This window comes from Streptomyces sp. NPDC044921 (genome assembly GCF_056432865.1).
This window is the reverse complement of sequence record NZ_JBWKIF010000020.1, coordinates 12,159-35,319: the sequence shown is the minus strand read 5'-3', so window position 1 is coordinate 35,319 and position 23,161 is coordinate 12,159. Positions and strand designations below refer to the sequence as shown.

At 72.7% G+C, this 23,161-nt stretch carries 23 protein-coding genes; 17 read left to right on the top strand and 6 right to left on the bottom strand.

Annotation, left to right across the window (positions count from 1 at the left end; all coding sequences use genetic code 11):
• Positions 1-38: 38 nt before the first annotated feature.
• From AC07DA_RS27465 to AC07DA_RS27455, 3 genes are read left to right on the top strand one after another with little or no spacing between them, the layout of a single operon-like run.
• Positions 39-626 (top strand): DUF5998 family protein, encoded by a 588-nt coding sequence (locus AC07DA_RS27465; protein WP_309094457.1) that lies wholly within the window; start codon positions 39-41, stop codon positions 624-626.
• A complete protein-coding gene (locus AC07DA_RS27460) occupies positions 626-1,822 on the top strand; it encodes an alkaline phosphatase family protein (RefSeq protein WP_479130875.1) in 1,197 nt (398 codons plus the stop codon). The genes AC07DA_RS27465 and AC07DA_RS27460 overlap by 1 nt, the downstream gene beginning before the upstream one ends.
• Before the next feature lie 43 nt (positions 1,823-1,865).
• Positions 1,866-2,516, top strand: a complete 651-nt coding sequence (locus AC07DA_RS27455) for a thymidine kinase (protein WP_479130874.1) — start codon at positions 1,866-1,868, stop codon at positions 2,514-2,516.
• A 33-nt stretch (positions 2,517-2,549) separates the two neighbouring features.
• On the opposite strand, the gene AC07DA_RS27450 is transcribed toward AC07DA_RS27455, so the two are convergent.
• Positions 2,550-3,353, bottom strand: coding sequence for a VOC family protein (locus tag AC07DA_RS27450; protein WP_479130873.1), 804 nt, complete (start codon positions 3,351-3,353; stop codon positions 2,550-2,552).
• Between the two features lie 252 nt (positions 3,354-3,605).
• Here AC07DA_RS27450 and AC07DA_RS27445 point away from each other — a divergent pair, with 252 nt between their 5' ends.
• Positions 3,606-4,457, top strand: a complete 852-nt coding sequence (locus tag AC07DA_RS27445; protein ID WP_479130872.1) for a sulfurtransferase — start codon at positions 3,606-3,608, stop codon at positions 4,455-4,457.
• Positions 4,458-4,558: 101 nt separating this feature from the next.
• On the opposite strand, the gene sepH is transcribed toward AC07DA_RS27445, so the two are convergent.
• The 3 genes from sepH to AC07DA_RS27430 all read right to left on the bottom strand — a co-directional run bounded on the left by sepH (position 4,559) and on the right by AC07DA_RS27430 (position 9,064).
• Positions 4,559-5,608, bottom strand: a complete 1,050-nt coding sequence (gene sepH, locus AC07DA_RS27440) for a septation protein SepH (protein WP_479130871.1) — start codon at positions 5,606-5,608, stop codon at positions 4,559-4,561.
• Between the two features lie 938 nt (positions 5,609-6,546).
• Positions 6,547-7,866 carry a D-arabinono-1,4-lactone oxidase gene (locus AC07DA_RS27435; protein ID WP_479130870.1) on the bottom strand — a complete coding sequence of 440 codons (1,320 nt, stop codon included), beginning with the start codon at positions 7,864-7,866 and terminating at the stop codon, positions 6,547-6,549.
• On the bottom strand, positions 7,826-9,064 hold the full coding sequence (locus AC07DA_RS27430) for an MFS transporter (RefSeq protein ID WP_479130869.1): 1,239 nt from the start codon (positions 9,062-9,064) through the stop codon (positions 7,826-7,828). Before AC07DA_RS27430 ends, AC07DA_RS27435 begins: the two co-directional genes overlap by 41 nt.
• Before the next feature lie 171 nt (positions 9,065-9,235).
• Between AC07DA_RS27430 and AC07DA_RS27425 the strand changes: the two genes are divergently transcribed.
• Both AC07DA_RS27425 and AC07DA_RS27420 read left to right on the top strand, forming a co-directional pair.
• Positions 9,236-10,363, top strand: a complete 1,128-nt coding sequence (locus AC07DA_RS27425) for a ferrochelatase (protein WP_479130868.1) — start codon at positions 9,236-9,238, stop codon at positions 10,361-10,363.
• Positions 10,364-10,371: 8 nt separating this feature from the next.
• The gene (locus tag AC07DA_RS27420) at positions 10,372-11,187 is read left to right on the top strand and encodes an inositol monophosphatase family protein (protein ID WP_479130867.1); all 816 of its coding nucleotides are present in this window, start codon (positions 10,372-10,374) and stop codon (positions 11,185-11,187) included.
• A gap of 154 nt (positions 11,188-11,341) precedes the next feature.
• Here AC07DA_RS27420 and AC07DA_RS27415 read toward each other — a convergent pair whose 3' ends face one another.
• Positions 11,342-11,515 carry a hypothetical protein gene (locus tag AC07DA_RS27415; RefSeq protein WP_181361613.1) on the bottom strand — a complete coding sequence of 58 codons (174 nt, stop codon included), beginning with the start codon at positions 11,513-11,515 and terminating at the stop codon, positions 11,342-11,344.
• Positions 11,516-11,927: 412 nt separating this feature from the next.
• Between AC07DA_RS27415 and AC07DA_RS27410 the strand changes: the two genes are divergently transcribed.
• From AC07DA_RS27410 to AC07DA_RS27395, 4 genes are all read left to right on the top strand, one after another.
• Positions 11,928-12,581 carry a response regulator transcription factor gene (locus tag AC07DA_RS27410; protein ID WP_003993508.1) on the top strand — a complete coding sequence of 218 codons (654 nt, stop codon included), beginning with the start codon at positions 11,928-11,930 and terminating at the stop codon, positions 12,579-12,581.
• Positions 12,582-12,586: 5 nt separating this feature from the next.
• A complete protein-coding gene (locus AC07DA_RS27405) occupies positions 12,587-13,819 on the top strand; it encodes a sensor histidine kinase (RefSeq protein WP_479130866.1) in 1,233 nt (410 codons plus the stop codon).
• A gap of 406 nt (positions 13,820-14,225) precedes the next feature.
• Positions 14,226-14,522, top strand: coding sequence for a DUF4193 domain-containing protein (locus AC07DA_RS27400; RefSeq protein WP_003993510.1), 297 nt, complete (start codon positions 14,226-14,228; stop codon positions 14,520-14,522).
• 13 nt (positions 14,523-14,535) lie between these two features.
• Positions 14,536-15,507 carry a hypothetical protein gene (locus AC07DA_RS27395; protein ID WP_479130865.1) on the top strand — a complete coding sequence of 324 codons (972 nt, stop codon included), beginning with the start codon at positions 14,536-14,538 and terminating at the stop codon, positions 15,505-15,507.
• 60 nt (positions 15,508-15,567) lie between these two features.
• Here AC07DA_RS27395 and AC07DA_RS27390 read toward each other — a convergent pair whose 3' ends face one another.
• Positions 15,568-16,026, bottom strand: a complete 459-nt coding sequence (locus tag AC07DA_RS27390; protein WP_479130864.1) for a DUF3093 domain-containing protein — start codon at positions 16,024-16,026, stop codon at positions 15,568-15,570.
• A gap of 58 nt (positions 16,027-16,084) precedes the next feature.
• On the opposite strand from AC07DA_RS27390, the gene AC07DA_RS27385 reads away from it, so the two are divergent.
• The 7 genes from AC07DA_RS27385 to AC07DA_RS27355 all read left to right on the top strand — a co-directional run bounded on the left by AC07DA_RS27385 (position 16,085) and on the right by AC07DA_RS27355 (position 23,160).
• Positions 16,085-16,669, top strand: a complete 585-nt coding sequence (locus AC07DA_RS27385; RefSeq protein ID WP_479130863.1) for a PaaI family thioesterase — start codon at positions 16,085-16,087, stop codon at positions 16,667-16,669.
• Positions 16,666-17,217: a dUTP diphosphatase gene (dut, locus tag AC07DA_RS27380; RefSeq protein ID WP_479130862.1), complete on the top strand. Its 552-nt coding sequence runs from the start codon at positions 16,666-16,668 to the stop codon at positions 17,215-17,217. Before AC07DA_RS27385 ends, dut begins: the two co-directional genes overlap by 4 nt.
• 1 nt (position 17,218) lies before the next feature.
• Positions 17,219-17,971, top strand: coding sequence for a DUF3710 domain-containing protein (locus AC07DA_RS27375; RefSeq protein ID WP_479130861.1), 753 nt, complete (start codon positions 17,219-17,221; stop codon positions 17,969-17,971).
• Positions 17,972-18,131: 160 nt separating this feature from the next.
• Positions 18,132-19,307, top strand: a complete 1,176-nt coding sequence (locus tag AC07DA_RS27370) for an alginate lyase family protein (protein ID WP_479130860.1) — start codon at positions 18,132-18,134, stop codon at positions 19,305-19,307.
• 143 nt (positions 19,308-19,450) lie between these two features.
• A complete protein-coding gene (locus AC07DA_RS27365) occupies positions 19,451-22,009 on the top strand; it encodes a sensor histidine kinase (RefSeq protein ID WP_479130859.1) in 2,559 nt (852 codons plus the stop codon).
• Positions 22,006-22,689 (top strand): response regulator, encoded by a 684-nt coding sequence (locus AC07DA_RS27360; protein WP_479130858.1) that lies wholly within the window; start codon positions 22,006-22,008, stop codon positions 22,687-22,689. Before AC07DA_RS27365 ends, AC07DA_RS27360 begins: the two co-directional genes overlap by 4 nt.
• A 72-nt stretch (positions 22,690-22,761) precedes the next feature.
• Complete coding sequence (locus AC07DA_RS27355; protein ID WP_479130857.1) at positions 22,762-23,160, top strand: OB-fold nucleic acid binding domain-containing protein; 399 nt, start codon at positions 22,762-22,764, stop codon at positions 23,158-23,160.
• Position 23,161: the final 1 nt, after the last annotated feature.

The window sequence follows — 23,161 nt, the reverse complement described above, 5'->3', positions numbered from 1 at the left end:
GTGCCTGGCAGTCAGCGGTCCCCCGTAGGATGGGCGTCATGGCCAAGACCAGTACGACGACCCAGGGGCTGCGGGCGGCGATCGAGCGCAGCGGCTACTACCCGGCCCTCGTGGCCGAGGCGGTGGAGGCCGCCGTGGGCGGCGAGCCCATCCGGTCGTACCTGGTCCACCAGGAGACGACGTTCGACCAGAACGAGGTGCGCCGGCACGTGACGGTGCTGGTCCTCACGGACAACCGCTTCATCGTCAGCCACACCGACGAACAGGCCGCCGACAGCACGTCCCCGACGCCGTACGCCACGACGTCCACGGAGTCGGTGAAGATCGGCCGCATCTCGTCGATCGTGGTCAGCCGCGTGGTCGCCAATCCCGAGTCGTACAAGCCGGGCACGCTGCCCCGCGAGGTGGTGCTCACCATCGGCTGGGGCGCCGTCTCCCGCATCGACCTGGAGCCGGCCGCCTGCGGCGACCCCAACTGCGAAGCGGACCACGGCTACACCGGCAACTCCACGGCGGACGACCTCAGCCTGCGCGTCAGCGAGGCCGGGGACGGACCGGAGACCGTGCGTCAGGCCCTGGCCTTCGCGCAGGCCCTCTCCGAGGCGACCGCGGACAGCGCCCGCTGATGGCACAGCCGAACACGGCCTGGGACCACCACCCCGAACCGCTCACCGTGGCCTCCGCGCCGGTCCCCGAGTACGGCAGCGGTTCCCTCGCCGACCTGCTGCCCACGCTGGCCGCCGGGATGGACGTGCCGGGCATGACCGCCGCGATCCCCGAGCTGACCCCCGCCGACCGCAACTGCGTGTTCCTGATCGACGGCCTCGGCTGGGAGCAGCTGAAGGCGCATCCCGAGGACGCCCCGTTCATGACGTCCCTGCTCGCCACCTCGCGCGGTGGCACCGGACGTCCGCTCACCGCCGGCTACCCGGCCACCACGGCGACCTCCCTGGCCTCCGTCGGCACCGGCCTGCCGCCCGGCGCGCACGGCCTGCCCGGTTACACGGTGCGCAACCCCGACACCGGCGAGCTGATGAACCAGCTGCGCTGGCAGCCCTGGACACCGCCCGGCCCCTGGCAGCCGTACCCCACGGTCTTCCAGCTGGCCCACGAGGCGGGCGTGCACGCCGCGCAGGTGTCCTCCCCGACCTTCGAGAACACCCCGCTCACCCGGGTGGCGCTCAGCGGCGGAACGTTCCTCGGACGGCTGACCGGCGAGGACCGGATGGACCTGGCCGCCGAGCAACTGGCCGCGGACGACCGCTCGCTGGTCTACACGTACTTCGCCGAGGTCGACGGCGCGGGCCACCGCTTCGGCGTGGACTCCGACGCCTGGCGCGGCCAGCTCATGTACGCCGACCGCCTGGTCCAGCGCCTCGCGGAGCAACTGCCCCCGCGCAGCGCCCTGTACGTCACCGCCGACCACGGCATGATCGACGTGCCCTTCGGCGAGCAGCACCGCATCGACTTCGACGAGGACTGGGAGCTCAGCGCCGGAGTCGCCCTGCTCGGCGGCGAGGGCCGCGCCCGGCACGTCTACGCGGTGCCGGGCGCCGCGAACGACGTGCTGACGTGCTGGCGCGAGGTGCTCGGCGAGCAGTTCTGGGTCGCCTCCCGGGACCAGGCCATCGAGGCGGGCTGGTTCGGCCCGCGCGTCGACGCGCGGGTGTACGACCGGATCGGCGACGTGGTCGCCGCCGCGCGCGACGACGTCCTGCTCATCGCCTCCGAGCGGGAGCCCAAGGAGTCGGCGATGGTCGGCAACCACGGTTCGATGACCCCCGCCGAGCAGCTGGTCCCCCTGCTCGAAGTACGCTCCTGAGACCGCACGCCGACCCCTTCCACCGAAAGGTGCTCAACCCCCCATGCCCGAGCTGGTGTTCTTCTCCGGAACGATGGACTGCGGGAAGTCGACGCTGGCTCTCCAGATCGAGCACAACCGCTCGGCGCGCGGCCTGCAGGGCATGATCTTCTCCCGCGACGACCGCGCCGGCCACGGCAAGCTGTCCTCCCGCCTCGGCCTGGTCACGGACGCCGTGGAGGTCGAGGACGGGCAGGATCTCTACGCCTACCTCGTCGACCACCTCTCGCAGGGCGGCCGCGCGGACTACGTGATCGCCGACGAGGCGCAGTTCCTCGCCCCGGAACAGATCGACCAACTCGCCCGCGTCGTCGACGACCTGGGACTCGACGTCTACGCCTTCGGCATCACCACCGACTTCCGCTCCAAGCTGTTCCCCGGCTCCCAGCGGCTGGTGGAACTGGCCGACCGGGTCGAGGTGCTCCAGGTCGAGGCCCTGTGCTGGTGCGGCGCACGCGCCACGCACAACGCCCGCACGATAGGCGGCGTCATGGTCGTCGAGGGCGCCCAGGTGGTCGTCGGCGACGTCACCCACTCCGCCGACGAGGTCGGCTACGAGGTGCTGTGCCGCCGCCACCACCGCCGCCGGATGACGGCCGCGACGGCCCGCGCGGCCGCCCTCTCCCCGGACGTGCTGCCCGTCACGTCGGCCTGACCCACCCGTACCGGGCGCGGGTCCCGCCGCCCCTCAGTCCGGCCGCTGCAGCAGCGCGAAGCGGGCGCCCTGCGGGTCCGCCACCGCCGCCACGCGCCCCTGCGGGGTGTCCCGCACCGGCCGCAGGACGGTTCCGCCCAGGTGGACGAGATGGTCCGCGGCGTCCCGGACGTCGTCCACCAGGAAGTACGTCACCCAGTGCGCGCCCCGGTCCCGGGGCAGCGACTGCCCGAGGCCGTGGACACCGGCGACGGGCCGGCCGCCGAGGTGCAGGGTCACGTAGTCGAAGTCGGCGGAGACCACCGGCTCCTCCTCGTAACCGAAGACCGTCCGGTAGAACTTGGCGACGGTCGCCGACTCGAAGGTCAGCAGCTCGTTCCAGGCGGGGGTGCCGGGCACGTCCGAGACGGCCGTGCCGAGGTGCGCGGCCGGCTGCCAGACGCCGAAGACCGCCCCGGAGGGGTCGGAGCCGATCGCCAGCCGCCCGGCGTCGGCGGCGTCCAGCGGGCCCACGCCGATCGTGCCGCCGCAGCTGCGCACCGTCTCGGCCGTCAGGTCGGCGTTGCGTGAGGCGAAGTAGGGCGTCCACGCGACGGGCAGGTGCCGCTCCGGTGGCAGCTGCCCGATGCCGGCCACCTCGCGCCCGTCGAGCAGCGCGCGCACGTACGGGCCGAGCTGCTGGGGGCCGGGCCGGAACTCCCAGCCGAACAGCGCCCCGTAGAAATCCTCGGTCGCGGTCAGGCCGTGCACCATCAGGCTCACCCAGCAGGGCGTGCCGGGCGTGTGGTGCGCGGGTGTCCCGCCGTTCGGGCCGGCGGACGCCGGTGCGTCGCTCATCGTCACTCTCTTCTCGGCCTCGTGGTGGCCGTGGTCTCCGCAGCCCTCGTGGGGCTCGTCCCGCGGGACGACCCTTGTCCGGGAGAATGCCCGATGTGTGGGGCGCTGTCCCTTGCGGCGCGCTTGTCGGCAGGTGTCGTTCAGCTGTACAGCATGTGCCTGTTCCCGCACGCCACGTGATCGACCCGGTTCGGCGGAGCAGAGTAGCCGGACGGTGACGGCTCGGCCACCCGGTGCGCGAGGATGGGGGCCATGAACGCCATCATCTCCGCATCCGGCCTCGCGAACCATCTGGCGGGCCCGACCCCGCCGGTCCTGCTCGACGTCCGCTGGCAGCTCACCGCGGCCAAGGCGTCCGGCGAACCACCGTTCGACGGCCGGGCCGCGTACGAGGCGGGGCACCTGCCCGGGGCCGTCTACGTCGACCTGGACCGGGAGTTGGCCTCGGCCCCCGGCCCGGGGGGCCGGCATCCGCTGCCCGACCTCGCGCGCTTCGGCGCGGCGATGCGCCGGGCGGGCGTGTCGGCCCGGACGCCGGTGGTCGTCTACGACGGCGGCCAGGGCTGGGCGGCGGCCCGGGCGTGGTGGCTGCTGCGCTGGACGGGTCATCCGGACGTGCGGGTCCTCGACGGCGGGTTGCCGGCCTGGGAGGGGCCGCTGGAGACGACCGTGCCGGCTCCGGTGGAGGGCGACTTCACGCCCGAGCCGGGTGCGGTGGGGCTGCTCGACGCGGACGCCGCGGCGGCGCTGGCACGGTCCGGGGTGCTGCTGGACGCGCGGGCGGGGGAGCGGTACCGGGGCGAGGTGGAGCCGATCGATCCGGTGGCCGGGCACATTCCGGGCGCGGTGTCGGCGCCCACGACGGAGAACGTGGGCGCGGACGGCCGTTTCCTGCCGGCCGGGGAACTCCGGGAACGCTTCAAGGGCCTCGGTGTGTCGGAGGGGTCGCGGGTCGGCGTGTACTGCGGTTCGGGCGTGTCGGCCGCGCACCAGGTGCTGGCCCTCGCGGTCGCGGGCATCCCGGCCGAGCTGTACGTGGGCTCCTGGTCGGAGTGGTCCTCGGACCCGGACCGTCCGGTCGCCGTGGGGGCCGACCCGCAGTGACCGTCCGCCCGTCGCGGCCCCGGTGACCTTCACGTGTGAGGGCCGCGCCCGGCACGGCGCGGCCCTCACCCGTACGCGGACCTTGAGGACGGCCGGCTCGGCTACTCCTGCTTCTTGCGCCGGGTCCCGAACACGATCTCGTCCCAGCTCGGCACCGCCGCCCTGCGGCCCGGGCGGACCCCGTCGGCCTCCGCCTGGCGGTCGGTGGCGCCGATGAGCCGGTCGCGGTGGCTGCCGACGGAGCGCGGCATGAGGACGTCGGCGTACGCGGAACCGGCCGAGGCGGCGGGAGCCGGGGGCTCCTCCTCCTCGGGTTCGGCGACGGGCTCCTCGTCGGGCTCCGGCGCGGGCCGCTCCGGGACCACGAGGTCGCCGCGGAAGCTCGGCACCGCCTCCAGCAGGCTGGTCAGCGAGTCCCGCTCGGTCGAGGCCGTGATGGCCAGGGCCTCCTCGTCGGGCTCGGAGGCCTGCGCGGGCAGGCTCGGCCGCTCGCGGTCGCCGGGACGGTCCAGCGGTCTGTCGCGCGGCAGCCGCGCGATCCGCGGCACGAACGGGAAGCTGGGCTCGGGCGCGGCCAGGTCGTCGGACTCGCCGATCAGCGAGCGGGCCTCGTCGTCCACGGCCTGGACGAGCCGCCGGGGCGGGTCGTACGTCCAGCTCGCCGAGTGCGGCTCGCCCGCGACGCGGTAGACCAGCAGGACCTCCCACGTGCCGTCGTCGCGACGCCACGAGTCCCACTGGACGGTGTCCTTGTCGGCCCCGCGCAGCAGCAGCCGCTCCTGCACGGCCTCGCCCAGCGGCGGACCGGAGTTCTCGCCGGGGCGGCGGACGGGGGTCTTGCGGGCCCGCTCGGCCATGAACGCCCGCTCGGCGAGCACGGGGCCCTCGAAGCGGCGGACCCGGTCGACGGGGATGCCGGCCATCTGCGCGACCTCTTCCGCGGTCGCACCGGCCCGTATACGCGCCTGGATGTCGCGGGGGCGGAGGTGGCTCTCCACCTCGATCTCGATCTGGCCGAGGCGGGGACGGTCGCCGCGCACGGCGGCGCGGAGCCGTTCGTCGATCGGAAGCGTGTACTCCGTGCTGTCCGCAGCCTTCAGCACCAGCCGTGTGCCGTCATTCGAGACGGCCACGACACGCAGTTCGGGCATGGGGACCTCCCGGGTGGTGCCTGCCGACGTCACGTGCGTCGCTGCTTCCGCTAGTCGAGTGTGGCCTGCCCGGGTGCAGCCTGCCACAACCTTGCCGAGTTGCCCGGCGTGTCGGGCGCGGGCCCTGGATCGCCGTTATGGCACGGTTACCTATTCGCAACGCTAAGTGACGAACTTCATCACCCTGTGCAACTAGCCCCCTCCCGGCGGTCCTTCATGGTCCCGGGCACCCTGACGGGAGACCGGACCCAGGGCTCGCAACAGTACTCCATTTGGGCCACGTGCGTGGATTGGCACGCCGCCCAACTTCTCGCAAGAGGGAGGCTTGGACGCCTCTTGCCCCCGTTCCCCGATCTTGAACGTGGGGAAGTTCACGTAATCGCCAGAACGGCGAGATGGGCGAAGTCCGCCCTTCCAGCACCTGTTCAAGCGCACCGGCGAGCGGGGGCGCGGCGCGGCGGTCCTGTCCCCTGGGCCGGCGGGCGTGGCGGCGCAACCGTCCCCGCCGCCCGGCGAGTTCACCCGGGGCACCGTCCACCGCGCCGGGGCCGGGGGGCTGGAAGCGGCCGGTGCTCGCGGCGGCCGTCCTCTTCGGCGTCGCGATGGCCGGAATCACCGCCTACGAGCCGGCGTCCGGCCACACCCTCGGCGGCGGGGGCAGCACCACCGTCGGTGACGCCTTCTCCGGCGGCGGCTCCTCGCCCACCCCCGGAAGAGCGGAGGAACCGGGCACCTCCGGCGACCCGGCGACGCCCGAGGGTTCCGACGGGGGTTCGGAAGGTGACGGCGGTGCACCGGCGTTCCTTCCACCGGCCCCGCGCCGGGCGGGGGCGTCTCTCCCGCCCCCGGCGACCCGGACGGCACGGCTTCCGCACCGGCCCCGACCCCGAGCGCCACCGGGAGCGAGGACGCGGGGCGCACCATCCCCAGCGCGTCGCCTACGCCCCCAGAACCCTCCGCAAGTAGTCGTTGCGGAACAGGCGGTCAGGGTCCAGACGGTCCCGCAGCGCCGTGAACTCGCCGAAGCGCGGGTACACCCGGGAGAAGTACTCCGCGTCCCGGGTGTGGATCTTGCCCCAGTGCGGACGGCCCTCATGGGCGGTGAAGACGCGCTCGGCCGCGGTGAAGTACCGGTGGTAGGGCGTGCCCCGGAACATGTGCACGGCGATGTAGGCACTGTCGCGCCCGGAGGCGGTGGAGAGCGTGATGTCGTCGGCCGGGGCGGTGCGCACCTCGACCGGGAAGCTGACCCTGAGCCCCGAGCGGTCCACCATGGTCTTCAGCTCGCGCAGCACCTCCACCACGGCCGCGCGCGGAACGGCGTACTCCATCTCCACGAAGCGCACCCTGCGCGGAGACGTGAAGACCTTGTAAGGGATGTCGGTGTACGTCCGCGCGGAGAGGGCCTTGCTGGAGATCTGGGCGATCGCGGGGATCGTCGCGGGCACCGCCCGGCCCACCCAGTTGGCCACCTGGAAGACCCCGTTGGAGAGGAACTCGTCCTCGATCCAGCCCTTGAGCTGCGGTACGGGCTGCTCGGGACCCGCGCTGCGGTTGTTGCGCTTAATGTTGGTGCTGCCGGTGTGCGGGAACCAGTAGAACTCGAAGTGCTCGTTCTCGGCCCAGAGTTCCTCGAAGTCCGCGAGGACCCGGTCGAACGGCATCGGTTCCTCGCGGGCCGTGAGCAGGAAGAGCGGCTCGACGGCGAACGTGATCGCGGTGACGACGCCCAGGGCGCCCAGGCCGATGCGGGCGGCCGCGAAGACCTCCGGGTTCTCCTTCTCGGAGCAGGTGAGGACCGAGCCGTCCGCCGTGACCAGCTCAAGGCCCTTGATCTGAGCGGCGATCGAACCGGAGTCGCGGCCCGTGCCGTGCGTGCCCGTGCCGGTGGCGCCGGAGACGGTCTGCTCCATGATGTCGCCCATGTTCGTCAGCGACAGGCCCTCGCGGGCCAGGGCCACATTGAGTCTCTTGAGCGGGGTGCCGGCCTCCACCGTGACCGTCATGTTCTCCCGGTCGATCCTGCGGATGCCGGTCAACAGTTGAGGGCGGATCAACACACCGTCCGTCGCCGCTATGGACGTGAAGGAGTGCCCCGAGCCGACGGCCTTCACCGTCAGGCCGTCCTCGGCGGCCCGCCGCACGACGGCGGCCAGCTCGTCGACGGAGGCCGGGGTGACCTCCCGCGCGGGGCGCACGGAGACGTTGCCGCCCCAGTTACGCCACGTGCCGTTCTTTCCGTTCGCTGTGCTGCCCAACGGAGCCTCCCCGACCCGGAGCCGGCCGCTTGAGCCGGCGATAACCGAGGAAACCCACCGCGACCGCGACGGCCCCGGACACCGCCGGTACCCCGTACCCGGCGCGCGCCCCGGCGGCGTCGATCACCCAGCCGGCCGCGGAGGAGCCGAGTGCGACCCCCACCGCAAGCCCGGTGCTCACCCAGGTCATGCCCTCGGTGAGCTGCGCGCGTGGTACGTGCTCTTCGATGAGGGACATCGTCGTGATCATCGTCGGCGCGATGGACAGACCCGCAACGAACAGCGCCACGGCCAGGAACGGCAAGTTTCCGACCAGTAGGAGTGGGATCATACTCACGGCCATGGCGCACACGCCCAGCAACCACCGACGTTCCGGTGCCCCGGCGAAGTGCATCAGCCCGTAGACCATGCCCGCGACACAGGAACCCGCCGCGTACACCGCGAGGACGACGCTCGCCGCCGCCTTGTGCCCCTGCTCGTCCGCGAAGGCCACGGTCACCACGTCGACGGCGCCGAAGATCGCCCCGGTGGCGACGAACGTGGCCACCAGGACCTGCAGCCCCGGTGCGCGCAACGCGCTGCCCCCGCCCTTGCGCTCGCGCGGATGCGGCTCCGGCTCGGTGGCGCGCTGCGCGGTCAGCCAGAAGACGCCCACCGCGAGGAAACACGCGGCGAGCAGCGGACCGGCCTCGGGGAACCAGGCCGTGGACAGGCCGATGGAGATGATCGGCCCGAAGATGAAGCACACCTCGTCCACCACGGACTCGAAGGAGTACGCGGTGTGCAGCTGCGGCGTGCCCCGGTACAGGGTCGCCCAGCGGGCCCGGATCATCGCGCCGACGCTCGGCACGCAGCCGATGCCGACGCAGGCCACGTACAGCACCCAGTCCGGCCACCGGTAGTGCGCGGCGAGGAGCAGCAGGGCCGCCGCCGCGAGGGAGACCAGCGTCGCCGGACGCAGCACCCGCCGCTGCCCGTACTGGTCCACCAGCCGGGAGACCTGCGGCCCCGCCACCGCCGCGGCGAGCGCGATCGTCGCCGACAGGGCACCGGCCAGGCCGTACCGCCCGGTGAGCTGGGAGACCATCGTGACCACGCCGATGCCCATCATCGACAGCGGCATCCGGCCGAGGAAGCCCGCGGCGGAGAAGCCCTTGGTGCCGGGGGCGGCGAACAGAGCGCGGTAAGGGCTGGGCAACGGGGTCTCCGAACGGCTCAGTAAGCTGCGAACGCAGTCGACACAGCTTACGACTCCGGACGTCCGTAGTGCACCCGTTCGACCGCTCCCGCAACGGCTCCCGAACCCGGCGCCGCGCGGGTGCCACCCGCCGTTTCCCGGCTGTCAGCGCAGGGTGGCAGGATCGGAGTCATGCCAGACGCGCGCGATGCCACCCCCTACGACGCCCTCCTCCTGCTCTCCTTCGGCGGCCCGGAAGGCCCGGACGACGTGGTCCCGTTCCTGGAGAACGTGACGCGCGGACGCGGCATCCCCAAGGAGCGCCTCAAGGAGGTCGGGCAGCACTACTTCCTGTTCGGCGGGGTCAGCCCCATCAACGACCAGAACCGCGCCCTGCTGGACGCCCTGCGCAAGGACTTCGCCGAGCACGGCCTGGACCTGCCCGTCTACTGGGGCAACCGCAACTGGGCGCCGTACCTCACGGACACCCTGCGCGAGATGGTCCGCGACGGACGCCGCCGCGTCCTCGTCCTGGCCACCAGCGCCTACGCCTCGTACTCGGGCTGCCGCCAGTACCGCGAGAACCTCGCCGACGCGCTCGCCGCCCTGGAGGGCGAGGGCCTGGAGCTGCCGAGGATCGACAAGCTGCGGCACTACTTCAACCACCCGGGCTTCGTGGAGCCCATGGTCGACGGCGTGATCCGCTCCCTGGAGGAGCTGCCCGAGGACGTCCGCGACGGGGCGCACCTGGCCTTCTCGACGCACTCCATCCCGACGTCCGCCGCCGACACCTCCGGGCCCGTGGAGGACCACGGCGACGGCGGCGCGTACGTGCGGCAGCACCTGGACGTGGCCGAGCTGATCGCCGGGGCGGTCCGCGAGCGCACCGGCGTCGACCACCCCTGGCAGCTCGTCTACCAGTCGCGCTCCGGCGCGCCGCACATCCCGTGGCTGGAGCCCGACATCTGCGACCACCTCGAGGAGCGCCACGCGGCCGGCGTCCCGGCCGTGGTGATCGCCCCCATCGGCTTCGTCTCCGACCACATGGAGGTCCTGTACGACCTCGACACGGAGGCCAGGGCCAAGGCGGAGGAGCTGGGGCTGCCGATGCGGCGCTCGGCCACCGTCGGGGACGACCCCAGGTTCGCCGCCGCGGTCCGCGAGCTCGTCCTGGAGCGCGCCGCCGCCGAGCGCGGGCAGGAGGTCAGGCCGTGCGCCCTGGGTTCCCTGGGCCCGAGCCACGACCTCTGCCCGGTCGGCTGCTGCCCGGCCCGCGCCCCCCGGCCCGCCGCCGCGGGCGCCGACAGCCCCTACGCGTGAGGAGCCCCGTGACCGACCCCCTGCACTCGGACCTGCTCGACCTCGCCCAGGAGGCCGCCCGCCGGGCCGGCGCGCTGCTGCGGGACGGCCGCCCGGCCGACCTGGCGGTGGCCGCGACCAAGTCCAGCCCCATCGACGTCGTCACGGAGATGGACATCGCCGCGGAGAAGCTGATCACCGGCCTGATCGCAGAGCGCCGCCCGGACGACGGGATCCTCGGTGAGGAGGGCGCCTCCACCGAGGGCACGAGCGGTGTCCGCTGGGTGATCGACCCGCTCGACGGCACGGTCAACTACCTCTACGGGCTGCCCACCTGGTCCGTCTCGGTCGCCGCCGAGCAGGACGGCGAGACCGTCGTCGGAGTCGTCGCGGCACCGATGCGCGGCGAGACCTTCCACGCGGTGCGCGGCCGCGGCGCCTGGGCCACCGGAGCCTGGGACGGCGAGCGCCGGCTGGCCTGCCGCCCCGCGCCGCCCCTGGACCAGGCCCTGGTCTCCACGGGCTTCAACTACGTCGCCGAGGTCCGCGCCCACCAGGCGGACGTCGCGCGGCGGCTGATCCCGCTGCTGCGCGACATCCGCCGCGGCGGCTCGGCCGCGGTCGACCTGTGCGACCTGGCCGCGGGACGCCTCGACGGGTACTACGAGCGCGGCCTGCACGCCTGGGACCTCGCGGCGGGCGACCTGATCGCCCGGGAGGCGGGCGCGCTGACCGGTGGACGCCCCGGAGAGCGCCCCTCGGGCGAGCTGACGGTCGCCGGGACACCGGGCGTCTTCGAGCCGCTCCAGCGCCTGCTGGAGGACTTCGGCGCCTGGCACGACTGAGGGCGGGCCACCCCCGGGCGGTGGAGGGCCGGGATGGCACCGCCCTCCGGCGAACGACGGACGGCGGCCCGCCGGACACCGCGTGAACACCGGCGCGGACGACGCGACGGGCCCCGGCGCTGGATTCGCCGGGGCCCGTCGCTCAGGCCTTGATTCAGACGCTCGTCGCGCCGACCTCCACACCGTGCTCGGCGGCGAGACGGCGCAGGTCGTCGAGCTCACCCTGCTCCACGTCGACGAGGAACTCGTCGCCCTCGTCGCGAGCCCGGGACAGATCGGACTCGGTCGCCCTTATGCGCTGCAGAAGTCCTGCGGTGAATGCGTCCATGCTGCGCCCCCTCGTCCTGGGTCGTGGGTCGATGGCACGGGGGTGTGCCGTTCGGAAGGGACGATCACGTCTCCTGCGGATGCCCAGCGCCGCTCGGCCGGGCGGCGGCGGTGCCGGACACCCACGCCCGCCCTGCGGAAAAGCGGATGGTGCAGCACCGCATGGTGGTCCACACCTGCAGAGGGTGATCGTGGGATGTAAAGCCGTCCTCCCCAAGCTCCCTTCCGTGGAAACCTAACCGCCGGAGAAAATCTCCTATTCCCTCCGGGCCCCGCGTCCCCGCAGCCGCCTTACCCCCGACTTATGACCGAAAAGGGCAGGATGGAGGGCAACACACCGACACCGTCGAAGACCCCTGCCCGCGTGCGCCCGAAGAGCGCCGCGCGGGTGGACACCAGGAAGGACAAGGGACGTGCGCGTACTCGTCGTCGAGGACGAGCAACTGCTCGCCGATGCGGTGGCCACCGGACTGCGCCGGGAGGCCATGGCGGTCGACGTCGTCTACGACGGTGCGGCCGCCCTGGAACGCATCGGCGTCAACGACTACGACGTGGTCGTCCTCGACCGCGACCTCCCGCTCGTGCACGGCGACGACGTCTGCCGCAAGATCGTCGAACTCGGCATGCCCACGCGCGTGCTGATGCTCACGGCCTCCGGCGACGTCAGCGACCGTGTGGAGGGCCTGGAGATCGGCGCCGACGACTACCTGCCCAAGCCGTTCGCCTTCAGCGAGCTCATCGCCCGGGTGCGCGCCCTGGGCCGGCGCACCAGCGTGCCCCTGCCGCCCGTGCTGGAGCGCGCCGGCATCAAGCTCGACCCCAACCGCCGCGAGGTGTTCCGCGACGGCAAGGAGGTCCAGCTCGCGCCGAAGGAGTTCGCCGTCCTGGAGGTGCTGATGCGCAGCGAGGGCGCCGTCGTCTCGGCGGAGCAGCTGCTGGAGAAGGCTTGGGACGAGAACACCGACCCGTTCACCAACGTCGTCCGCGTCACGGTCATGACCCTGCGCCGCAAGCTCGGCGAGCCGCCCGTCATCGTCACCGTCCCCGGCTCGGGCTACCGGATCTGATCCCCGTGACAGCGACCCCCGCGCCTCCGCAGGCGCCCCCGAAGCCCACCTGGGACCCCAGAAGGCCCGTTCCGCCCTTCCCCTGGCTGCGCCCGACCATCCGCATACGGCTCACGCTGCTGTACGGCGGCATGTTCCTGATCGCCGGCATCCTGCTGCTGTCGATCATCTACCTGCTCGCGGCGCAGGCGCTGAACGTGGGCAGCGACCTGCCGTTCAAGATCGTCGAGGGCAAGGTCACCAGCGACATCTGCAACCTGCCCGACCAGGCCTCGCCCAGCGAGTTCAACAACGCCATGAACCACTGCGTCAACGAGCAGCGCCAGAACGCCTTGGACAACCTGCTCAGCCGCTCGCTGCTGGCGCTGCTGGGCCTGGCGGTCATCGCCTTCGCCTTCGGCTACGCCATGGCCGGGCGGGTCCTGTCGCCGCTGGGCCGGATCACCCGCACCGCCCGCGCGGTGGCGGGCTCGGACCTCTCCCGCCGGATCGAGCTGGACGGCCCGGACGACGAGCTGAAGGAGCTGGCGGACACCTTCGACGACATGCTGGAGCGGCTCCAGCGCGCCTTCACCGCCCAGCAGCGCTTCGTGGGCAACGCCTCGCACGAGCTGAGAACGCCCCTGGCGATCAACCGCACCCTCCTGGAGGTGCACCTGTCCGACCCGGGCGCCCCCGTGGAGCTCCAGCAGCTCGGCAAGACCCTGCTGGCCACCAACGAGCGCAGCGAGCAGCTGGTGGAGGGCCTGCTGCTGCTCGCCCGCAGTGACAACCAGGTCGTCGAGCGGGGCCCGGTGGACCTGGCCGAGGTCGCCGGACAGGCCATCGACCAGGTGCACGGCGAGGCCGAGAGCAAGGGCGTGACCATCCGCGGCGAGCAGAAGCCCGCGGTCGTCCAGGGCAACGGCGTGCTGCTGGAGCGGATCGCGCTCAACCTGCTGCAGAACGCCGTGCGCTACAACGTGCCCGAGGGAGGCTGGGTCGAGGTCACCACCGACGTCCAGCACGGCCAGGCGGTCCTGGTCGTGTCCAACACGGGCCCGGTGGTGCCGGCGTACGAGATCGACAACCTCTTCGAGCCGTTCCGGCGGCTGCGCACCGAGCGCACGGGCAGCGACAAGGGCGTCGGGCTGGGCCTGTCCATCGTCCGGTCCGTGGCCCGGGCGCACGGCGGGCACATCTACGCCCAGCCCCGCGAAGGAGGGGGGCTCGTGATGCGGGTCACGCTGCCCGTCTGAGATCATGGCGCCGATCAACTCGGCGACAGACGGGGATGTTCGCTTTGCGCGGAATTTCGCGAGGTTCGCCGCACCGGGTCCGTGTGTGATCGATCACAGGAGCGCCTTTCCGGACATCTACTCTCCGTGATCATGCACCCTGTCGGAAAGCCGGGAAAATCCCGGTTTTCGAGGGTCTTGATCACGGGAAGTACACGGTGAGACGCCTTTGAAGTGCGGCATTAGGACCGTGTACGGTCCCCATCGCCATCCAAGCCGATCACTCGTGAGGAGTCCGGTTGGGTGTCGATTGAGTAACAGACCTTGATGTGAGGCAAAATCTCCGCCTCAAGGTCGGGCACAAGTCCGGCCTCTCACGCGTTACGTGCGCTGGAGACACCGCAGACACCCAGAGGGGGAGAGCGACATGGCAACCGATTACGACACTCCACGCAAGACCGACGACGACGTCGACTCGGACAGTCTCGAAGAGCTGAAGGCCCGGAGGAACGACAAGTCGGCCTCCGCCGTGGACGTCGACGAGTTCGAGGCCGCCGAAGGTCTCGAGCTGCCCGGGGCGGACCTCTCGAACGAGGAGCTGGCCGTCCGGGTGCTGCCGAAGCAGCAGGACGAGTTCACGTGCATGAGCTGCTTCCTGGTGCACCACCGCAGCCAGCTGGCCCGGGAGAAGAACGGCCAGCCGATCTGCCGCGACTGCGACTGAGGGCGGGTCGGCCGTGACTGGCTCGACCCCTCCCTGGAAGCGCCGCTTCTCCCGGCGGAGGGCGGACGAAGGGCCGATCGACGACGGCCCGCAGTACGGCGCGCGTGACGACGAGCGAGGCTCCACCGGTACGGGGGCGGCCTCGCTCGAACCGGCGGCGGACCGGGGTGACCTCCCGGCGTCCGTGGACGTCCCCGCACCCGTCGCCCCGCGGCGGGCGGGGGCGATCCGGGAGCGGGCCAGACGGGGCGCCCGCAAGGGCGGCGAGAGGGCCCGGGCGGGGCTCGCGTATCTCGCCGACCGCATCATCGAACTGGCCCCGCGGGTCCCCGTACGGGACCTGGCGACGCTGCGCAGGCAGTTCCCGGGCCTGGGGCCCGAGGAGCTCGCGGACCGGCTCGTCGCGGGAGCGGCGAAGGCGACGGCGACGGTCGGAGCCGGCGTCGGCGCGGCGGCCATGCTGCCCGTGCCGCCGGCCATGCCGACGGAACTGGCCGCCGAGGTCACCGGCGTCGCCGCGATCGAGCTGAAGCTGATCGCCGAACTGCACGAGGTCTACGGCGTACGACCGCCCGGCAACCTCAAGCAGCGCAGCACCGCGTACCTCGACTCGTGGTCGGGGGAGCGCGGCATCGACGCGACCAAGCCCTCGACCTTCAGCACCGCGCTGAACAGCCGTATGAAGCGCGAGCTGCGTCAGCGGATCATGAAGCGGATGGTCCGCAACATGCCCAACCTGATGCCGTTCCTGGTGGGTGCCGTCGTGGGCGCGGCCATGAACCGCAGCGAGACGAGAAAGCTCGCCGGGCGGATCCGCGCCGACCTGCGCAAGATCCAGGTGCCCTGGGACGCCCTGGACGCCCTGCCCGCCCTGGAACAGCCGGCGGACGCCCTGGAGATGACCGGGATCACCGACGATCCGCTGGGCCGCCACGACCGCGCGGACGAGGGCAGGGGAGACGGCAAGCGCGACGGCGGGCGCTGAGACCCGCCGTCCGTCCTTCGGGGGAGGCCCGCCTCCCGGGTGAGGCCCCGAGCGGCTGTGCTACTGCGGCTTCGCGGCGCGCAGCGCCTGCGCCAGCCGCTCCGGCTCGCGCGTCGACAGGTACAGGTAGGGCGTCGGGTCCTGCGGGTCCGTGACCTCCACGCGCAGGGCCGTGGGGATGTAGGCGCGCAGCAGCATGAAGGCGCGCGGGTCGGCCTTGTGGGTGCGCCAGGCGCGGGCCTCCTGCGCGTCCAGCACCTCCGCCTCGCCCAGCGCCGCCACCGGGATCCGCGCCTCCCCGGCGATCAGCGCGTCCCCCACGACGCGGATGCGGACCGAGCCGTACGAACTCGCGGCGACGGCCGCGACCGCGGTGCCCCCGGCCAGTCCGCCGAGCATCGGCAGCGTGCCGAACGGGAGCAGGACCAGGGCCATGGAGACGCCCACGAGGAACGAGATCAGCCACCAGGTCCGCGGGGCGGTGAGGCGTTCTTCGTAGGGGGCGGCGGAGAGCTGCATGGGGCCAAGCTTGGCACGGTGTCCGCGGCGGGCCGACGCGCGGGTAAGGTCTGCGCCTGTGAGTGGTACTTCCGCAGCTCTTCAGCCCCCGGCGGACGCCGTGCGACCGGTGCGGCATCCGGACGCCCCGGCGCCCGGCGAGCTCCTCGGCGCGCACTACGGCCAGTGTTTCGGCTGCGGCGGGGACCAGCCGCACGGGCTGCACCTCGAGGCCCGGGCCGGCGAGGGCGTCTGCCTCACCGCCGAGTTCACCGTGCGGCCCGCCCACCAGGGCGCACCCGGCCTCGCGCACGGCGGTGTGCTCGCCAGCGCTCTCGACGAGACCCTCGGCGCGCTGAACTGGCTGCTGCGCACGATCGCCGTGACCGGGCGGCTGGAGACCGACTTCGTGCGGCCCGTGCCCGTCGGCACCACGCTGCACCTGGAGGCGGAGGTGACGGCCGTGGCCGGGCGGAAGATCTACTCGACCGCGACCGGCCGGGTCGGCGGCCCCGAAGGGCCCGTCGCCGTGCGCGCCGACGCGCTCTTCATCGAGGTGGCCGTCGAGCACTTCGTCGCCCACGGCCGCCAGGAGGAGATCCGGGCGGCCATGGACGACCCGGACCAGGTCCGGCGGGCCCGTGCCTTCGAGGTGAACCCGTGAGCCGCCGGCCCGTGGACGTGCTGATCCGGCGCGTCGACCCGGACGTACCGCTCCCGTCGTACGCGCACCCCGGTGACGCGGGGGCCGATCTGCGCACCACCGAGGCGTGTGAACTGGCGCCCGGGGAGCGGGCCGTGCTGCCCACGGGGGTGTCTGTGGCGCTGCCGGAGGGGTACGCGGCCTTCGTGCACCCGCGATCCGGCCTGGCCGCGCGCTGCGGCGTCGCCCTGGTGAATGCCCCGGGGACGGTTGATGCCGGGTACCGTGGGGAGATCAAGGTGATCGTGGTGAATCTCGACCCGCGCGAGGCCGTGCGGTTCGAGCGCTTCGACCGGATCGCCCAACTGGTCGTCCAGCAGGTCGAGAGGGTCCGCTTCCAGGAGGTGGCGGAGCTTCCCGATTCCGTGCGGGCCGAGGGGGGCTTCGGGTCCACCGGAGGGCACGCCGCGGTGGACGGGACGAGCGGCACAAGCGGTCAGGCCGCCCTGGGCGGTCGGACGGGTGGGAATCGATACGCTTCGGTCGTATCCGACCGGGAAGGACAGTGACGTGTTCGGACGTCGCAAGAAGAGGGATGCCGCCGAGGACGCGGCCGGCGAGGCCGAGCAGGTCGTCGACGGTGTCGACACCGAGGCGGACGAAGAGGGCGGGCGCCTGCGGCTCGAACCGGCGCCGCGCCCCGACGGTCCCTGGGACAGCTCCGAGGTACGCGACCCCGCCGAGGGCCGGGTCGACCTGGGTGGCCTGTTCGTGCCGGGTGTCGACGGCATGGAGCTCAGGGTCGAGGTCGCCGGTGACGCGATCGTCGCGGCGACGGTCGTGCTGCGCGACAGCGCCATCCAGCTGCAGGCCTTCGCCGCGCCCAAGCGCGAGGGCATCTGGGGCGAGGTGCGCGAGGAGATCGGCACCGGCATCACCCAGCAGGGCGGCATCGTCGACGAGGTCGAGGGACCGCTGGGCTGGGAGCTGCGTGCCCAGGTCCCCGTCCAGCTGCCGGACGGCACGGGCGGTTTCCAGGTGGTGCGGTTCGTCGGCGTGGACGGTCCCCGCTGGTTCCTGCGCGGGGTCATCTCCGGCCAGGGCGCGGTGCAGCCGCAGGCCGCCGGGCTGCTGGAGCAGATCTTCCGGGACACGGTCGTGGTCCGCGGCGACGGCCCGATGGCGCCCCGCGACCCGATCGTCCTGAAGCTGCCGAACGACGCCCAGATGGTCCCCGAGGGCGTGCAGCAGGAGGAGGGCTCCCGTTTCGCGGGCGGAATGGGCCAGCTCCAGCGCGGACCGGAGATCACCGAGGTCCGCTGATCCGCAGAGGCACACCAGGGCCGCACCCCACCGGGGGCGCGGCCCTTTCTCATGTGCGGAACCTTGACGCCGTATTGGTCTGTACCTACCGTCTCCGGTCAACGCGCCCGTTCATAAAGGCGCTTCACGTTCACATACGAGAACGGAAGGCCCCCCACGCATGCGCAGAACCGCTCTGTTCGCGGCCGCGGCCGCCCTCGTCGCCGGAGTCCTCGCCCGTCCCGCTGGCGCCGCCCCGGCCGCCCCCGCGGCCTTCGTCCACCCCGGCGTCACCGTCTCCCAAGGCCAGCTGGACCTCGCCCGGTCCCGGGTCACCGCCGGCGCCCAGCCCTGGAAGGGCGCCTTCGACCAGATGACGGCGAGCAGGTACGCCGACCTGAACCGCACGCCCAAGCCCCGAGCGGTCGTCGAGTGCGGCTCGTACTCCAACCCCAACCACGGCTGCACCGACGAACGCGAGGACGCGATCGCCGCGTACACCCACGCCCTGGCCTGGTACATCACGCGCGACGAACGGCACGCGCGCAAGGCCATCGAGCTGATGGACGCCTGGTCCGCCGTGCTCCGCGACCACACCAACAGCAACGCGCCCCTGCAGACCGGCTGGGCCGGCTCCACCTGGCCCCGGGCCGCCGAGATCGTCAAGTACACCTACACCGGAACCTGGGCCCACTCCGGGCGTTTCGCCACCATGCTCCGCACCGTCTACCTGCCCGAGATCATCAACGGCTCCAACTCCAACGGCAACTGGGAACTGTCGATGATGGAGGCCGCCGTCGGCATCTCCGTCTTCCTGGACGACAAGGCCTCCTACGACAAGGCCATGGCGAAGTTCCGCACCCGGACGGCCGCCTACGTCTACCTGGAGTCCGACGGCGCGCTGCCGAAGACCGTCCCCAGCCAGAACCTCGACACCCGCGACAAGATCGTCAGGTACTGGCAGGGGCAGTCGACCTTCGTCAACGGGCTCAGCCAGGAGACCTGCCGCGACTTCACGCACACCGGTTACGGCCTCTCGGCCATCTCGCACGTCGCCGAGACCAGCCGGATCCAGGGCCAGGACCTCTACGGTACGGACGTCGGGGAGCGGCTGCGGCACGGCCTCGGCTTCCACGCCAGGTACGAACTCGGCGGCGCCGTCCCGAGCTGGCTGTGCGGGGGCTCCCTCAAGCCCGGACTCGGCCCGGTCACCGAGGTCGGCCACAACGCCCTCGCCAACCGCCTCGGGCACGCCATGACCAACACCGCGACGCTGACCCTGCGCGGCCGCCCCGCCGGCAGCAACAACCTCTTCGTCGCCTGGGAGACCCTCACCCACGGCGACAACCCCGCCTGAAGCCCCCGCCCGGCCGGGCGCGTCAGGGTTCCGTCAAAGACGGTTCCGCGGACCCGCCCGGCACCGGCACGCCGCCCCGGCGCGCCGTAGGGTCGACGCTGCGCAGGCAGCGGACCGGAAGACAACCGGAAGACAATGGGGCCATGGCACGCGGCAAGCTACGGATCTACCTCGGTGCGGCACCGGGCGTCGGCAAGACGTACGCGATGCTGTCCGAGGCGCACCGCCGCGTCGAGCGGGGCACGGACTGCGTGGTCGCCTTCGTCGAGCACCACGACCGCCCGCGCACCGAGGTGATGCTGCGCGGTCTGGAACAGGTGCCGCGCCGGGGGCTCGAGTACCGCGGCGGCGTCTTCCCGGAGATGGACCTCGACGCCGTGCTGGCCCGCCGCCCCCGGGTCGCCCTGGTGGACGAACTCGCCCACACCAACGTCCCCGGCTCCCGCAACGCCAAGCGCTGGCAGGACGTGGAGGAACTGCTCGCGGCCGGCATCGACGTCGTCTCGACCGTCAACATCCAGCACCTGGAATCCCTCGGCGACGTCGTCGAGTCCATCACCGGCGTACGGCAGCGGGAGACCGTGCCGGACGAGGTCGTGCGGCGGGCCGACCAGGTCGAGCTGGTCGACATGTCGCCCGAGGCGCTGCGGCGGCGGATGGCGCACGGCAACATCTACCAGCCCGACAAGGTCGACGCGGCCCTGTCGAACTACTTCCGCCCCGGCAACCTCACCGCCCTGCGGGAGCTGGCCCTGCTGTGGGTGGCCGACCGGGTCGACGCCCACCTCACCCGGTACCGCAGCGAGCACCGGGTGTCGCGGATCTGGGGCTCGCGCGAGCGGATCGTGGTCGGCCTGACCGGCGGTCCCGAGGGCCGCACGCTCATCCGCCGCGCCGCCCGGCTGGCCGAGAAGGGTGCCGGCGGCGAGGTGCTCGCCGTCTACATAGGGCGCAGTGACGGGCTCACCTCCGCCTCGCCCAAGGAACTGGCTTTGCAGCGGACCCTGGCCGAGGACCTCGGCGGCACCTTCCACCACGTGGTCGGCGACGACATACCGGCCGCGCTGCTCTCCTTCGCCCGCGGCGTGAACGCCACCCAGATCGTCCTGGGCTCCTCCCGCCGCAAGAGCTGGCAGTACGTCTTCGGACCCGGCGTCGGCGCCACCGTCGCGCGGGAGTCCGGACCCGACCTCGACGTGCACATCGTCACCCACGAGGAGGTCGCCAAGGGCCGCGGTCTGCCGGTGGCCCGGGGCGCGCGCCTCGGGCGGTCCCGGCGGGTGTGGGGCTGGATCACCGGGGTGGCCGGGCCGCCGGTCCTCACGGCGCTGCTGAGCACCGTCGACCTCGGCCTGGCCAACGACATGCTGCTGTTCCTGGCGCTGACGGTGGCGGCTGCCCTGCTCGGCGGGCTGCTGCCGGCCCTGGCCTCGGCGGCCGTCGGGTCGCTGCTGCTGAACTACTTCTACACACCGCCCCTGCACCGGTGGACCATCGCCGACCCGAAGAACATCGTCGCCATCGTGGTCTTCGTGGCCGTGGGCGCGGCGGTGGCGTCCGTGGTCGACCTCGCCGCCCGCCGCACCCACCAGGCGGCCCGGCTGCGGGCCGAGTCGGAGATCCTTTCGTTCCTCGCGGGGAACGTGCTGCGCGGCGAGACCGGCCTGGAGGAACTGCTGGAACGGGTCCGGGAGACCTTCGGCATGGAGTCCGCGGCCCTGCTGGAACGGGCGAGCGACGTCGAGCCGTGGACCTGCGCGGGCCGCGTCGGCCAGGGGCGACCCGTCGAGCGGCCCGAGCAGGCGGACGTGGACATGCCGGTCGGGGACCACATGGCCCTCGCCCTGGCCGGCCGCGTCCTGCCCGCCGAGGACCGCCGGGTGCTGGCCGCCTTCGCGGCCCAGGCCGCCGTCGTCCTGGACCGGCGCCGGCTCCGCGAGGAGGCCGACCGGGCCCGGGGGCTCGCCGAGGGCAACCGCATCCGTACGGCGCTGCTGGCCGCCGTCAGCCACGACCTGCGCACGCCGCTGGCCGGGATCAAGGCGGCGGTGTCCTCGCTGCGGTCCGAGGACGTCGAGTGGTCCGAGGAGGACCGGGCCGAGCTGCTGGAGGGCATCGAGGAGGGCGCCGACCGGCTCGACCACCTCGTCGGGAACCTGCTCGACATGTCCCGCCTGCAGACCGGCACCGTCACCCCGCTCATCCGCGAGATCGACCTCGACGAGGTGGCGCCGATGGCGCTGGGCGGCGTGCCCGAGGGCAGCGTCGACCTGGACGTGCCGGAGAGCCTGCCCATGGTCGGGGTGGACCCCGGGCTGCTGGAGCGGGCGATGGCCAACCTCGTCGAGAACGCCGTCAAGTACGGTCCGCCCGGGGTGCCCGTGCTGGTCTCCGCCAGCGCGCTCGCCGACCGGGTGGAGGTGCGGGTGGTGGACCGGGGGCCGGGCGTCCCGGACCCGGCCAAGGAACGTATCTTCGAACCCTTCCAGCGCTACGGCGACGCCCCGCGCGGAGCCGGTGTGGGCCTGGGGCTCGCGGTGGCCCGCGGCTTCGCCGAGGCGATGGGCGGCACCCTGAACGCCGAGGACACCCCCGGCGGGGGACTGACCATGGTCCTCACCCTCCGCGCGGCGGGAACACGCCCGCAGCCCCTGCTCCCGCCGGCAGAACCGCCGGCAGAACCGGAAAGGCAGGCCTCATGACCCGCGTCCTGGTGGTCGACGACGAGCCGCAGATCGTGCGCGCCCTCGTGATCAACCTCAAGGCACGCACCTACGAGGTCGACGCGGCCCACGACGGTGCCACGGCCCTCCAGCTCGCCGCCGCCCGCCACCCCGACGTGGTCGTCCTCGACCTCGGGCTGCCCGACATGGACGGCGTCGAGGTGATCCGGGGCCTGCGGGGCTGGACGCGGGTGCCGATCCTGGTGCTGTCCGCGCGGCACTCCTCCGACGAGAAGGTGGAGGCGCTGGACGCGGGCGCCGACGACTACGTCACCAAGCCGTTCGGCATGGACGAGCTGCTGGCGCGGCTGCGGGCCGCCGTGCGCCGGGCCGAGCCGGCCGGCGGCGGAGAGGGCGACGTGATCGTGGAGACCGGGGAGTTCACCGTCGACCTGGCCGCGAAGAAGGTCCAGCGCGCCGGCAAGGACGTCCGGCTGACGCCCACCGAGTGGCACCTGCTGGAGGTCCTGGTGCGCAACAGCGGCCGCCTGGTCGGCCAGAAGCAGCTGCTGCAGGAGGTGTGGGGGCCGTCGTACGGGACGGAGACCAACTATCTGCGGGTGTACATGGCGCAGCTGCGGCGCAAGCTGGAGGCGGACCCCTCCCACCCGAAGCACTTCATCACGGAGCCGGGGATGGGGTACCGCTTCGAGAAGTGACCGGCGCCCGCCCGGCCGGGGGCCCTGCCACAGGGCTACGGGGATGTCGGCACGCCCCGGTACGCTTCAGATATGAGTGCTGTTCCTCGTTCCGAAAAGCCGGTGGGCCGGTTCCGGCGCATGCTCGACCGGCTCTCCTCGTCGCAGGAGGACCTGGAGTCCGAGGAACTGCGGGAGGACGCCGAGACGGCCGGCTGCACCCGGATCGGAGACTGCCAGGACCGCCAGATAGTCACGGTTACTGGTACCTTGCGCACGGTCACCCTGCGGCCGCGCGCCGGAGTGCCGACCCTGGAGGCGGAGCTGTTCGACGGCTCGGCCGCGCTGGACGTGGTGTGGCTCGGCCGGCGCTCCATCGTGGGCATAGAGCCGGGCCGCAAGCTGATCGCATCGGGCCGGATCTCGATGAGCCGGGGCCGCCGGGTGCTGTTCAATCCCAAGTACGAACTCAGACCCCTCGGACGGGAGTAGC